11 protein-coding genes are annotated in these 13,879 nt (G+C 67.0%); 8 read left to right on the forward strand and 3 right to left on the reverse strand.

All coding sequences use genetic code 11. The annotated features are described in order from the left end of the window. Nucleotides 1–9: 9 nt before the first annotated feature. From YS110_22285 to ppk2, 3 genes are all read right to left on the reverse strand, one after another. Nucleotides 10–1,488: a Ppx/GppA family phosphatase gene (locus tag YS110_22285; GenBank protein UJB67288.1), complete on the reverse strand. Its 1,479-nt coding sequence runs from the start codon at nt 1,486–1,488 to the stop codon at nt 10–12. Nucleotides 1,489–1,604: 116 nt separating this feature from the next. Next, nucleotides 1,605–2,762, reverse strand: coding sequence for an ABC transporter substrate-binding protein (locus YS110_22290; GenBank protein UJB67289.1), 1,158 nt, complete (start codon nt 2,760–2,762; stop codon nt 1,605–1,607). Between the two features lie 164 nt (nt 2,763–2,926). Then, nucleotides 2,927–3,862, reverse strand: coding sequence for a polyphosphate kinase 2 (gene ppk2, locus YS110_22295; GenBank protein ID UJB67290.1), 936 nt, complete (start codon nt 3,860–3,862; stop codon nt 2,927–2,929). Nucleotides 3,863–4,048: 186 nt separating this feature from the next. Between ppk2 and pstS the strand changes: the two genes are divergently transcribed. The 8 genes from pstS to YS110_22335 all read left to right on the forward strand — a co-directional run bounded on the left by pstS (nt 4,049) and on the right by YS110_22335 (nt 13,262). Beyond that, nucleotides 4,049–5,089, forward strand: a complete 1,041-nt coding sequence (gene pstS / locus YS110_22300) for a phosphate ABC transporter substrate-binding protein PstS (GenBank protein UJB67291.1) — start codon at nt 4,049–4,051, stop codon at nt 5,087–5,089. A gap of 381 nt (nt 5,090–5,470) precedes the next feature. After that, entirely contained in the window at nt 5,471–6,394 is a 924-nt protein-coding gene (gene pstC, locus YS110_22305) for a phosphate ABC transporter permease subunit PstC (protein UJB67569.1), read from the forward strand. Between the two features lie 2 nt (nt 6,395–6,396). After that, the gene (pstA, locus tag YS110_22310; protein UJB67568.1) at nt 6,397–7,284 is read left to right on the forward strand and encodes a phosphate ABC transporter permease PstA; all 888 of its coding nucleotides are present in this window, start codon (nt 6,397–6,399) and stop codon (nt 7,282–7,284) included. Nucleotides 7,285–7,306: 22 nt separating this feature from the next. After that, nucleotides 7,307–8,086, forward strand: coding sequence for a phosphate ABC transporter ATP-binding protein PstB (gene pstB, locus YS110_22315; GenBank protein ID UJB67292.1), 780 nt, complete (start codon nt 7,307–7,309; stop codon nt 8,084–8,086). A 17-nt stretch (nt 8,087–8,103) separates the two neighbouring features. Beyond that, nucleotides 8,104–8,805, forward strand: coding sequence for a phosphate signaling complex protein PhoU (gene phoU / locus YS110_22320; GenBank protein ID UJB67293.1), 702 nt, complete (start codon nt 8,104–8,106; stop codon nt 8,803–8,805). Nucleotides 8,806–8,956: 151 nt separating this feature from the next. Then, entirely contained in the window at nt 8,957–9,661 is a 705-nt protein-coding gene (phoB, locus tag YS110_22325; protein ID UJB67294.1) for a phosphate regulon transcriptional regulator PhoB, read from the forward strand. Nucleotides 9,662–9,727: 66 nt separating this feature from the next. Then, on the forward strand, nt 9,728–11,104 hold the full coding sequence (gene phoR / locus YS110_22330; GenBank protein UJB67295.1) for a phosphate regulon sensor histidine kinase PhoR: 1,377 nt from the start codon (nt 9,728–9,730) through the stop codon (nt 11,102–11,104). A gap of 1,111 nt (nt 11,105–12,215) precedes the next feature. Continuing rightward, the gene (locus YS110_22335) at nt 12,216–13,262 is read left to right on the forward strand and encodes an IS110 family transposase (protein ID UJB67296.1); all 1,047 of its coding nucleotides are present in this window, start codon (nt 12,216–12,218) and stop codon (nt 13,260–13,262) included. The last annotated feature ends 617 nt before the right edge of the window (nt 13,263–13,879 follow it).

Here is a 13,879-nt window from a genome sequence, read left to right on the forward strand (position 1 = left end):
TCTAAAAAATCAACCCAACTCCAGCACCAGCTCCCACGGCGTGCGCAGCCAGTCCTGGCTTTCCTCGCGCAGCAGGTGGGCCGACTGGGGGTACAGCGCCGCCCAGCCCGGGCGGCTGCACAGCACGAAGCGCGCGCCCTTGCGCTCCAGGCGGATGCCGTCCATGTCCGGGTCGCGCCGCGCGTGGCACAGGGCCACGGCCAGGCGCAGGCAGGCCAGTTGCAGCGTGAACTGGGCGTCGCTCCAGTCGAGCTCCAGCTTGCGCAGCTTGCCCCGGTGGGCGCGCAGCAGCAGGCCCAGGTGGTGCAGCTCGGGCTGGGCGAAGCCGGCGGCGTCGGTGTTGTCCAGGATGTAGGCGCCATGCCGGTGGTAGCCGCTGTGGGCGATGCGGCAGCCGATTTCGTGCAGGCGCGCGGCCCAGTCGAGCTTGCGCGCGGCGCGCTCGCTGCCCTGCGCGGCCGCCTGGCCGAACAGGGTGCCGGCCACCTGCGCCACGCGCTGGGCATGCGGGATGTCCACGGCAAAGCGCTGCATCAGGCCGGCCACGGTGCTGGTGCGCAAATCGGTCTCGGGCCACTCGCGGCTGAGCAGGTCGTACAGCGCACCCTGCCGCAGCGCGCCTTGCGCCACCTGCATGCGCTCGATGCCCAGCAGGCTGAACACGGCACGCAGCACGCTCAGGCCGCCGCCGATCACCGGGCGCCGGTCTTCCTTCAGCCCGTCCAGGCGCACGCGGCTGGCATGGCCGGCGCGCAGCAGCTTGGCCAGCAGCCAATCGAGCGCCTCGCGTGTGATCTCGCCCGGCGGGTAGCCCGCCATGGCGAGGATCTCGCCCACCGCGCCGATGGTGCCCGAGGAGCCGTAAGCCACGTCCCAGGCGCTGGGCTGGAACACCTGCAAGGTCTCGTCCAGCATCGCCTTGGCGGCGGTTTCGGCGGCCTCGAAGGCGGCGGGGGTGAAGCTGCCGTCGGCGAAGTAGCGCGTGGACCAGGCCACGCTGCCCATGCGCAGCGAGGTCACGGCATGGGCCTGGTAGCGCTGGCCCAGGATGAGTTCGGTGGAGCGTCCGCCGATGTCCACCACCAGGCGCCATTCGTCCGACTGCGGCAGCAGGCGCGATACGCCCTGGTAGATCAGGCGCGCCTCCTCGGGGCCCGAGACCACGTCGATGGGGTAGCCGAGGATGGCGTTGCCGCGCTCGATGAAGGTCTCGCGGTTGTGCGCCTCGCGCAGGGTCTGGGTGGCCACGGCGCGCACGTGGGTGCGCTCGAAGCCGGCCAGGCGCTCGGCGAAGCGCGCCAGGCAGTCCCAGCCGCGCTGCATGGCGTCCAGGCTCAGGTTGCGTTCCTCGTCCAGTCCGCCGCCTTGGCGCACGGTTTCCTTGAGGTATTCGACACGTTGGATGTGGCCATGTTCGAAGCGGCCGATTTCGAGGCGAAAGCTGTTGGACCCGAGGTCTACAGCGGCGAGCAGTGTTCCGTCTTGCATGGTGGTGCGCCTGGGGCGCTGAGGAGTGCGCTGGTGAAATTGCGGCGCAGCATAGCACCGGGAAGGCGCGCGCTGCGCGTTGCCGGCGAAGCCGGCGCGGCCGCCCGGAGGGCGGCTCAACCCACGATCCGCCCGTCGGCGGTCAGCATGCTTTGCGTCACATACGCATGGGTGCGTTTGCGGCCGTCGAAGGCGACGGTGAAGCCGCCCAGGTTCAGGTCCTGGCGGCGGCGGAAGGCGGCGAGCGCCGAGGCGCGCGTCAGCGGCCCATTCACGCTCTGCAGCACTTCGGCGGTGTAGCGCGCGGCGATGAAGCCCGCCAGCCCCTGGGGCGAGGGCGGTTCGTCGTACAGCCGGGCCAGGGCGTCGCGGTAGGCGCGCACGATGGGCAGGCTGGCCGTCACCAGGGGGACGGACTGCGTGGCGATGACCGAGACGTTGCGCGCGGCCGCGCCCATCTGCGCCAGCACCTGCAGGTTCACGTCGGCCAGGGCCACGACGAAGCACTGGCGGCCGGGCTGCAGGGTGAGCCGGCGCATGAAGCCGTGCAGCTCCGGCGTGCCGCCCACGAACAGCACGATGGGCTGCGCCGGGGTGGCCAGCTGCCGGTCGGCCTGCGCGCTGCTGCCGGGCAGGGGCAGGTCCTGCATGCGCAGCTGCAGCGTCTGGGCGGCCTGCCGCACCCGGGCCTGCGATTGCTGGCGCACGGCGGCCGTGGCGTAGACCACGCCCAGCTCCTGCACGCCCATGGAGGCCAGGGTCTTGAGCGCATGGGCAATCTGGATTTGGTAGTCGGGAAAGATGCCGAAGACCAGGTCGCTGGCGTTCACGCCCTCCTGGCTGTGCATCCAGGGCGCGGCGTGTGCCAGCGGCTGGGCCGGCGGGGCCTGTTCCTGCAGGGCGGCCAGCGCGCCCGCGGCGCCATCGCCCACGCAGCCCGACAGCGCGATGCATGCCGGGTTGCCCGCGACGCCGCGCCATGCGGCCTGCAGCGCCGGGCCGGTGCCCTGCACCTCGATGGCCAGGTGCTGCACCGGGCGCCCCTGCACGCCGCCGCGCGCGTTCAGGTCCTGCCATGCAGCGCGCGAGCCGATGAGGAAGTCGCGGCTCACGTCCTGCTGGCCGGGCGACATGTCGGCCAGCTGCGCCACCACCACCGGGCGCTCGGCGTCCTTGGCGCTGGCTTGCGCAAAGGCACCGGCGTGCGGCGCCAGGCCGGCGGCGGCGCACAGCTGCAGCCAGCGGCGGCGGTGCAGGGGGGAGGGTGGCAGCATGGTGATCTCCAAAAAAAGGGGCAGCGCTTATGGCGCCAGCGCCCCATGAAACTGGCGCGGCCCATGCCAGCAGACGCCGCGCAAGGGCCGCCCCGCCGCGCTGGCGTCGTCCCCCTTCCCGTAGCGCGCAGCGCGTAGAGAGAAGGGGGAAGCCGCGCAGCGGCTCAGGGGGATGTACCCCCATACACCTGCGGGACAATCATGTCCTGCGGCACCGGGTGGCGGATGTAGTCGGCGTTGCGCACGCGCGCGGGCAGCAGCACTTCCGGGCGCTCCACCTCGGCGTAGGGAAACTGCGTCAGCAGGTGGCTGATGCAGTTCAGCCGCGCCTGTTTCTTGTTGTCGGCGGGCACGACCCACCAGGGGGCCTCGGGGATGTGCGTCTGCTCCAGCATCGCCTCCTTGACGCGGGTGTAGTCCTCCCAGCGGCGGCGCGACTCCAGGTCCATGGGGCTGAGCTTCCACTGCTTGAGCGGGTCGTGGATGCGGCCCAGGAAGCGCAGGTGCTGCTCGTCGTCGGTGATGGAAAACCAGTACTTGATGAGCTTGATGCCCGAGCGCACCAGCATGCGCTCGAACTCCGGCGCCGAGCGGAAGAATTCCTCGTACTCCGCGTCCGTGCAAAAGCCCATGACGCGCTCCACGCCGGCGCGGTTGTACCAGCTGCGGTCGAACAGCACCATTTCGCCCGCCGCCGGCAGGTGCGCCGCATAGCGCTGGAAGTACCACTGCGTGCGTTCGCGGTCGTTGGGCGCGGGCAGCGCCACCACGCGGCACACGCGCGGGTTCAGGCGCTGGGTGATGCGCTTGATGACGCCGCCCTTGCCCGCCGCGTCGCGGCCCTCGAAGATGATGACGGCCTTCTGCCGGGTCGAGGCCACCCAGTCCTGCAGCTTGACCAGCTCGCCCTGCAGCCGGAACAGCTCCTTGAAGTACGCCACGCGCTGCGCATGGCTTTCATGCGCGTGCGCGCCGCCGTCCTCCGGCAGCGCCAGCGCGTGCGTGCGGTCTTCTATTTCCAGTTCCAGTTCTTCGTCGAGGCCGTCGAGCAAGTCGTTCTCGATACGGCGCACCAGTTCCTCGCGGTCTTCAAAAGGCATGGCTTTTCTCTCATTCGCAACGTGCGGCAGCGTAGCCAGGGGGGATGAAGGTTTGATGACGCCGCGGGGTCTGCTGTCGCCCTGTGGCGCTTTTTGCAATTTCGTGACAAAAAAACGGCGTCACATGACTGTCACAAAGCGTCTCTACAGTCGCGGTCATTCCTTCCACAACCGCAGAGGTTTGTCATGAAACTGTCCCTGATCCGCATCCTGGTGGCCGGCGCGCTGTCGGCAATGGCGCTGCCCCATGCAATGGCACAACAGGAAGCCACCGGCGCTGGCGCCAGCTTCCCGGCGCCGCTGTACGCCAAGTGGGCCGCCGACTACCACAAGGCCACCGGCGTGAAGATCAACTACCAGTCCGTGGGTTCGGGCGCGGGCCTGCGCCAGATCGAGGCCAAGACGGTGGACTTCGGCGCTTCCGACGCGCCGCTCAAGGACGAGGACCTGGCCAAGAAGGGCCTGGTGCAGTTCCCCACCGTGATCGGCGGCGTGGTGCCGGTGGTCAACATCCAGGGCATCGCGGCCGGCCAGCTCAAGCTCAGCGGCCAGGTGCTGGGCGACATCTACCTGGGCAAGGTCACGCACTGGAACGACCCCGCCATCGTGGCGCTGAACCCCGGCGTGAAGCTGCCCGAGGCGGCCATCGCTCCGGTGCGCCGCGCCGACGGCTCGGGCACCAGCTTCATCTTCACCAACTACCTCTCGAAGGTGAACGCCGAGTGGAAGTCCAAGGTGGGCGAGGGCACGGCGGTGAACTGGCCCACGGGCGCCGGCGGCAAGGGCAACGAGGGCGTCGCCGCCTTCGTGGGCCGCCTGGCCAACTCGATCGGCTATGTGGAGTACGCCTACGTCAAGCAGAACAAGCTGACCTACGTGCAGATGCAGAACGCCGACGGCGCCTTTGTGGCCCCCGATGACGCTGCCTTCAAGTCCGCTGCGGCGGGCGCGGACTGGAGCAAGAGCTTCTACCAGATCCTGACGAACCAGCCCGGCAAGGCCTCCTGGCCCATCACTGGCGCCACCTTCATCCTGATGCACAAGAGCCAGGACAAGCCGCAGCAGGCCGCCACCTCGCTCAAGTTCTTCGAGTGGGCCTACCAGACCGGCGACAAGACCGCCTCGGACCTGGACTACGTGCCCATGCCCGACAGCGTCAAGAGCGTGATCGTCAAGTCCTGGGGCGAGATCAAGGACGCGGCCGGCAAGCCCATCGCAGTGAAGTAAAGCACCCCCTGAGCCGCCTTCGGCGCCTTCCCCCTCTCTCACGCTGCGCGTGGGAGGGGGACGCAGCCAGCGCGGCGGGGCGGCCACGGCAAGGCTGCCCTGGCCTGGGCAGCGCCAGTTTCCTGCGCAGCGCCATGTGAAGCAAGGGGTGGGGTGCGCTCCCCGCTCGCAAGAAGGCTCCCGGGGTTCCGGGTGCCGCTGAAATAATCCGCATGCGGCGGGTGCGCACATCGCACCCGCCGATGCACCATGCAAGACAACAAAGGTTCACCTGTGTCCACGACGCTGTCCGTTCCCTCGGTGCCACAGCCGCAGCCACAGCGGCTCTCCGGCGCTGGCCAGACCCTTCCTCCCGGGCGTCCGCCGCTGCTGTCCGGCAGCATGGCGGATCGCCTGTTCGCCTGGCTGGCCTGCGGCGCTGCGCTGCTGACGCTGGCCACGCTGCTGGGCATCCTGCTTTCGCTGGTGGTGGGGGCATGGCCCTCCATCACGCAATACGGCCTGGGCTTTCTCGCGCGCAGCGTGTGGGACCCGGTGCAAAACGAATACGGCGGCCTGGTGATGATCTACGGCACGCTGGCCACGTCGGCCATCGCGCTGCTGATCGCCGTGCCGGTGAGCTTCGGCATCGCGCTGTTCCTCACCGAGCTGTCGCCCGCCTGGCTCAAGCGCCCGCTGGGCACGGCCATCGAGCTGCTGGCCGCCGTGCCCTCCATCGTCTACGGCATGTGGGGGCTGATGGTGTTCGGCCCGCTGCTCGCCACCTGGGTGCAGCAGCCGCTGCAGGCGCTGTTCAAGGGCGTACCCTACCTGGGCGCGCTGGTGTCGGGCCCCCCGGTGGGCATCGGCATCCTTTCGGCGGGCATCATCCTGGCGATCATGATCATTCCGTTCATCGCCGCGGTGATGCGCGACGTGTTCGAGGTCACCCCTGCGCTGCTCAAGGAGTCGGCCTACGGCCTCGGCTCCACCACCTGGGAGGTGGTCTGGAAAGTGGTGCTGCCCTACACCAAGACGGGCGTGCTCGGCGGCGTCATGCTCGGCCTGGGCCGCGCCCTGGGCGAGACCATGGCCGTCACCTTCGTCATCGGCAACATGAACCAGCTCAACTCCCTGTCGGTCTTCGAAGCCGCCAACAGCATCACCTCGGCGCTGGCCAACGAGTTCGCCGAGGCGGGCGAGGGGCTGCACCAGGCGTCGCTGATCTACCTCGGGCTGGTGCTGTTCTTCATCACCTTCGTGGTGCTGGCGCTGTCCAAGCTGCTGTTGAACCGCCTGCAAAAGGGCGAAGGAGCGCGCGCATGAGCATGAGCACAAGTACCTCGCAGAAACTGATCAACGCCGCCGAGCTGGCGCAGGCGCGCCGGGCGCGCTACGCCACGCGCAAGCGCATCAACCAGATCGCGCTCACCCTGTCGCTCGCGGCCATGGCCTTCGGCGTGTTCTGGCTGGTGTGGATCCTGTGGGAGACGCTGCGCCTGGGCCTGGGCGGCCTGTCGCTGACCCTGTTCACCGAGATGACGCCGCCGCCGAACGAGGCGGGCGGCCTGGCGAACGCGCTGTTCGGCTCGTTCATGATGGTGCTGCTGGCCACCTTCGTCGGCACGCCGGTGGGCATCCTGGCCGGCATCTATCTGGCCGAATACGGCAAGCAGGGCTGGCTGGCGCCCGCCACGCGCTTCGTCAACGACATCCTGCTGTCGGCGCCTTCCATCGTCATCGGCCTGTTCGTCTACACGGTGGTGGTGGCGTACTTCAAGAGCTTCTCGGGCTGGGCCGGCGTGCTGGCGCTGGCGCTGATCGTGGTGCCGGTGGTCATCCGCACGACCGAGAACATGCTGCTGCTGGTGCCCGCCAGCCTGCGCGAAGCGGCCTATGCGCTGGGCACGCCGAAGTGGAAGGTCATCAGCCTGGTTACGCTGCGCGCGGCGCGCACCGGCGTCATCACCGGCGTGCTGCTGGCCGTGGCGCGCATCGCGGGCGAGACGGCGCCGCTCTTGTTCACGGCGCTGAACAACCAGTTCTGGAACGGCGACCTGTCCAAGCCCATGGCCAGCCTGCCCGTGACCATCTTCAAGTTCGCCATGAGCCCCTACGAGAACTGGCAGCAGCTCGCCTGGGCAGCTGTGTTCCTGATCACCGTGGCGGTGCTCGGCCTCAACATCCTGGCGCGTGTGCTCACGCGCCAAAAGTAAACCGATTTTCTGGAAGACTTTCATGCCCTCCAATCCGACCACTCCCGTGCCCTCCAAGATCGCGGTGCGCGACCTGAACTTCTACTACGGCAAGTTCCACGCGCTCAAAGGCATCAACCTCGACATTCCCGAAAAGAAGGTCACGGCCTTCATCGGCCCCTCGGGCTGCGGCAAATCGACGCTGCTGCGCACCTTCAACCGCATGTTCGAGCTGTACCCCGAGCAGCGCGCCGACGGGCAGATCCTGCTCGACGGCGAGAACCTGCTGCAGTCCAAGCAGGACGTGGCGCTGATCCGCGCCAAGGTCGGCATGGTGTTCCAGAAGCCCACGCCGTTCCCGATGTCGATCTACGACAACATCGCCTTCGGCGTGAAGCTGTTCGAGAGCCTCAACGCCACCGACATGGACGAGCGCGTGGAATGGGCGCTGAAGAAGGCGGCCCTGTGGACCGAGGTGAAGGACAAGCTGCACCAGAGCGGCTCGGGCCTGTCGGGCGGGCAGCAGCAGCGCCTGTGCATCGCGCGCGGCATCGCCGTGCTGCCCGAAGTGCTGCTGCTCGACGAGCCCTGCTCGGCGCTGGACCCGATCTCCACCGCCAAGATCGAGGAACTGATCGCCGAGCTGAAGAACGACTACACCGTGGTCATCGTGACCCACAACATGCAGCAGGCCGCGCGCTGCAGCGACTACACGGCCTACATGTACCTGGGCGACCTGGTGGAGTTCGGCGCGACCGAGCAAATGTTCTTCAAGCCCCAGCGCAAGGAAACAGAAGACTACATCACCGGCCGCTTCGGCTGACAGCGAAGGACACGACAATGACCGAGAAACATCTTTCCACGCAATTCGACAGCGAACTCAACAGCGTCTCCGCCCGCGTCATGGAGCTGGGCGGCCTGGTCGAATCGCAAATCCGCCAGGCCATCGCGGCGCTGTCGAACTTCAGTCTCGACGCCGTGGCCCAGGTGGAGGTGCTGGAAAACCGCGTGAACGTGATGGAAGTGGAGATCGACCACGAGCTCACCACCATCATCGCGCGGCGCCAGCCCACGGCGCGCGACCTGCGCCTGCTGATGGTCTTCTCCAAGGCCACGGCCAACCTGGAGCGCATGGGCGACGAGGCCACGCGCATGGCGCGCATGGTGCGCTCCATCATCGAAAGCGGCGCTGCGCGCTCGCTGCCCAGCAGCGATCTGCGCATGGCCGCCGACTTGGCCTCGGGCCTGCTGCGCAAGGCGCTGGACGCCTTCGCCCGCCTGGACACCAAGGCGGCCGTGGACATCCTCAAGGAAGACGACCTGATCGACCGCGAGTTCGACGGCTTCGTGCGCAAGCTCATCACCTACATGATGGAAGACCCGCGCACCATCTCGCCCAGCCTGGACCTGCTGTTCCTGGCCAAAGCCATCGAGCGCATCGGCGACCACTCGAAGAACGTGGCCGAGTTGATCATCTATCTGGTCAAGGGCAAGGACGTGCGCCACACCGCGCTTACCGAAATTGAATCGGCTGTTTTATGAACAACCCCCCGAGCGGCTTCGCCGCTCCCCCCTTCTCTCGCTACGCGGGAAGGGGGACGACGCCAGCGCGGCGGGGCGGCCCTTGCGCGGCGTCCGCTGGCTTGGGCAGCGCCAGGCTGGCAGGCAGCGCACAGCGCAATGGACAAGTGATATGAAGAAGTTTCCCCGCGTGCTCATCGTCGAGGACGAGCCGGCCATCGCCGAGCTGATCGCCGTGAACCTGCGCCACAACGGTTTCGCGCCCATCTGGGCCGAGGACGGCGACGCCGCCCAGCGCGAGCTGGACGCCGTGCTGCCCGACGTGATCCTGCTCGACTGGATGCTGCCTGGCCAGAGCGGCCTGCAGCTGGCGCGCAAGTGGCGCGCCGACGCGCGCACCAAGCCCGTGCCCATCCTGATGCTCACCGCCCGGGGTGACGAGCCGGACAAGATAGCCGGGCTCGACGCTGGCGCCGACGACTACATCACCAAGCCGTTTTCCACGCAGGAGATGCTGGCGCGCATCCGCGCCGTGCTGCGCCGCCGGGCGCCCGAGCAGGTCAGCGACAGCGTGGCCATCGGCGAGCTGCTGCTCGACGCCGCCACGCACCGCGTCACCTGGCAGGGCCAGCCGCTCAAGGTGGGGCCCACCGAGTTCAAGCTGCTGCACTACCTCATGAAGCATGCCGAGCGCGTGCACAGCCGCTCGCAGCTGCTCGACAAGGTCTGGGGCGACCACGTGTTCATCGAGGAGCGCACGGTGGACGTGCACGTCAAGCGCCTGCGCGAGGCCCTGGGCGCCGCCAGCGCCATGGTGGAGACCGTGCGCGGCGCGGGCTACCGCCTCACGGCACAGCCGCAACTGCAAAATGGATAGCTGCCAGCGCTTGCTGGCATTGGCCTGAGGGCTGATTTCGTTCATAAACCCACCGCGGACGCCCCCATGCTTTGGCGCTTCTCCTTCTTCTTCGCCCTGCAGCTCGCCGGAGGCGCCCTGGGCGGATGGCTGGGCGGCGCCTGGTGCGCCGCCCTGGGGATCGCGCTGGCCTCGTGGGCGGCATTCGCCTGGGAGTCCTGGCGCGGCCTGCGCGTGATCCGCTGGCTGCGCCAGGACGGCGCGCTGGCGCGCGCGCCCGTGCTGCACGGCCTGTGGGGCGAAGCGGTCGAGCGCACGCGCCGGCTGCTGCGCCAGCAGCAGCAGCAGGCCGCGGCCAGCGATGCGCGCCTGCAGGAGTTCCTGGCCGCGCTGCAGGCCTCGCCCAACGGGGTGCTGCTGCTCGACGCCGAGGGCCACATCGAGTGGTGCAACCAGACGGCGGCCCAGCACCTCGGGCTCGACGCCGAGCGCGACCTGATGCAGTCCATCGGCAACCTGCTGCGCGAGCCCGCCTTCAACGCCTACTACGCCGGGGGCGACTTCACCCAGGACCTGCTGTTGCCCGGGCGCGAGAGCACGCCCTCGCACCCGGTCAAGCTGTCGGTGCACCTGCACCCCTATGGCGACGGGCGCAAGCTCATGCTCTCGCGCGACGTGACGGCGCTGGAGCAGGCCGAGGCCATGCGGCGCGACTTCGTGGCCAACGTGTCGCACGAGATCCGCACCCCGCTCACGGTGCTGGTGGGCTTCATCGAGACCCTGCAGACCCTGCAGCTGCCCAACGCCGAACGCGCGCGCTACCTCGGCCTGATGGCGCAGCAGGGCGCGCGCATGCACAGCGTGGTGCAGGACCTGCTCACGCTCTCGCGCCTGGAGGGCAGCCCGCTGCCCGGCCGCGGCGACTGGTCCAGCGTGCGCGCGCTGCTGCTGCGCTGCGAGGAAGAGGCGCGCGCGCTGTCGCAGTTGCTCACGCCCGAGGGCGCCACGCCGCACCGCCTGCAGTTCCCCGGCGACGCGCAACTGCGCGCGGCGGGCGAGATCGCGGGCAGCGTGGCCGAGCTGCACAGTGCCCTGTCCAACCTCATCAGCAACGCCGTGCGCTACACGCCGCCAGGCGGCCAGATCACCGTGCAGTGGCAACCGCTGGAGGGCGGCGGCGCGCGCTTTTCCGTGCGTGACACCGGCCCCGGCATCGCCCCCGAGCACATACCGCGCCTGACCGAGCGCTTCTACCGCGTGGACCGCAGCCGCTCGCGCGAGACGGGCGGCACCGGCCTGGGGCTGGCCATCGTCAAGCATGCGCTGCAGCGCCACGGCGCGCAGCTCGACATCACCAGCGTGCTGGGGCAGGGCGCGGTGTTTTCCGCCACCTTCCCGGCCAGCCGCCTGCGCGTGATGGAAGCTGAAGAGAACCAGGGATGCTCTGCACGCATCGAGCGGTAAGCGGGTCAGTGGGCGCTGCGGATGGGGATGGGCTGGAAGGCGTAAAGCGCGGCAATCGCCGCAGCTATTCCGAGCATTGACAACCATGCCTTTCAAGGTGCTGCTTGTTTTTTGATAGCTTGCAGCGCTTGCTGGGCTTGGGTTTTCTGCGGTTTTGGCTGTGTTTTTGGCTTTGTTTCCCGGGGCCGGGACTCGCCCCGGCGGGCGACCTCCTTTCTTGTCACGCGACAAGAAAGGAGGCAAAGAAACGCGCCCCGCAGTCTGCGACCCCTTCGCTGCGCTACGGGGCACACCTGGGGCGAGACGCTGGCGGGGTGCGCTGCGGAACTCGCTGCGCGCCTGCGGCGCTTCGCTCAAACAACCGCAGCGAGTCAGTTCACGAAGCATGCGCGACTTCGCGCATGCCACCCCACCAGCGCCTCGCCCCAGGCGCAGCCTGAAAGGGGGTGGAGACGATCCGGGCCATCGCTACGCTCGGCCTGGACTTCGCGGCGCGCAGCGCCCGCGCCCGCGAGGCCGAGCGTAGCGATGGCCCGTGTCGGGTTTCAACCCCCTTCTGGCCGTACCGAGGAGCGCAGGGGGTGGGGCGGGCGCGTGTGCCGAAGGACACACGCGCTTCGTGATCTGACTTGCCGCGTCTGTTTGAACGGAGCGCCGCAGGCGCGCAGTGAGTTACGCGGCACCGCCCCACGCCCGAGCACCGCAGGCTGCCCCTTCGCTTTAGCGAAGGGGATACGGGCAGCAGGGGCGTGCTTCTTTTGCTTCCTTTTCTTGCACGAGCAAGAAAAGGGAGTCGCCCGCCGGGGCGAGTCCCGGCCCCGGGAAACAAAGCCAAAAACAGAGAAAAAACCGCCGCAAACCCAAGCCCAGAAAGCGCCACAAGCTATCAAAAAACAAGCAACACCTTGAAAGGCATTGCAACGCCGCAGACCACCCGAGTCCGCAGATGCACGCGGCGCGATGATTCGTGCAGATGGCATGGACGTCTCCACCTACACCGCCGTTGATGGCGCTGGCCCATGAATCGATACAAAGTGGGGCCTCGCGGTAACGGCATCAAAGTGCCAAAGTGGAAGTTCGTCGCAACCACTGGAGAACCGGAGGCCCCACCATGCAATCTACCGCAACGCTGCCAGTCATCGGAATGGATATTGCCAAGAACGTGTTCCAGCTGCACGTAACGGACGCAGAGACCGGCGAGGTCACACGACACAAACTCAGGCGTGACCGGGTTACCACGTTCTTTGCCAATCGTCACAGCTCGCTTGTCGCGATGGAGGCCTGTGGCGGTGCACACCATTGGGCCAGAACGCTGCAGGCACTGGGGCATGAAGTGAAGCTGCTGCCTGCCAGACATGTCCGTCCCTTTGTCCTGCGCGACAAGACCGATGCCCGTGATGCCCAGGCCATCTGGGTCGCGGCCCAGCAACCTCACATCAAGGCCGTGCCGGTCAAGAACGAGCAGCAGCAAGCCTGTCTGACCCTGCACCGCATGCGTGCTCAGCTCATGAAGGTGCGCATCATGCAAACCAACGCGTTGCGCGGCTTGCTCTACGAGTTCGGCATCGTGCTGCCCGAGGGGCATCGCGTGTTGCTCAAGCACATTCACGACGAACTGGCCAAAGCCCAGGAACAGGCGAAGCTGCCCGAGGTGGTGGTTGTCAGCGTTCAGGATCAACTGCGTCGCATCGACAGTCTGCAGGACGACATCGACCAGTTGGACAAACGCCTGGCTTCGATGGTCAAGCAGAACCAGCACATGCAGGCACTGCAAGCCATCCCGGGCATCGGTCCGTTGACCGCGACAGCCTTGGTGTCCACAGCGACCGATCTGTCCAGCTTCGATTCGGGCAGGCAGTTTGCCGCCTGGCTGGGTCTGACGCCCCGACAGACTGGCACCGGCGGGAAGACCCGGCAGTTGGGGATCTCCAAGCGCGGCGACCCCTATGTGAGGACCATGTTGATGCACGGTGCTCGCTCGGTCATTGCCAGAAGTCAGCGAAGCGGCTGGACCGAGCGGCTTTTACTGCGCCGCCCCTACAGCGTAGTGGTCGCAGCACTGGCCAACAAACTGGCCCGAACAGCTTGGGCAGTCCTTGTCAAAGGCAAGACCTTCGACCCGGTGAGATGGAATCCGGTTGACATCGCCGCAGCCTAAGACCGCAACGATGATCTGAACACACCAAACGCCAAGAAACCGTTTTGAAGGAGAGCACGCAACAAGCGATGTGATGGGTCAACAGGTCAAACCGGGGTGGGGGCAATCCGATAGGGATAAAGGGCATCAAGCCCGATATGCAGACAGGATCCTCACCCGCGAATGCCATCAGAGCCAGCAGGACGAAACCCCTGCACCGACAGGCCGTATGTAAGACTGCAAACCCTTCAGACCTTCACACCGCCGAATCTTGCTCTTCTGGAGACGTCCATGTAAGAATCCCTAGAGCGCCCCCGAAAAGACAAAAGCCGCAACGATTTCTCGCTACGGCTTTTGAAATTTACTTTGATACGTACTGCCTGCTAAAAACTTCAATTCCCTTAGCAATCAAGCGCTTACGAGCTTTGTGTGGCGGAGAGGGCGGCAGTCGAACTCGGGTTTCGCTTTGTGTCATGAAATCGCACGAAATCAGAAATTAACCCAATAAAAACAATGGTTTATGCGTTTTGTTGTTTCACGGAGTCTCTGATGGCATCCCCCAATCTCGTGTTTTTTCCGTATACTTTTCCGTATAACGAGACCAAAATTTGGGTCTCGTCTCCGTCGAACTCCACCCC

It is taken from the genome of Acidovorax sp. YS12 (assembly GCA_021496925.1).
GTDB lineage: Bacteria > Pseudomonadota > Gammaproteobacteria > Burkholderiales > Burkholderiaceae_C > Paenacidovorax.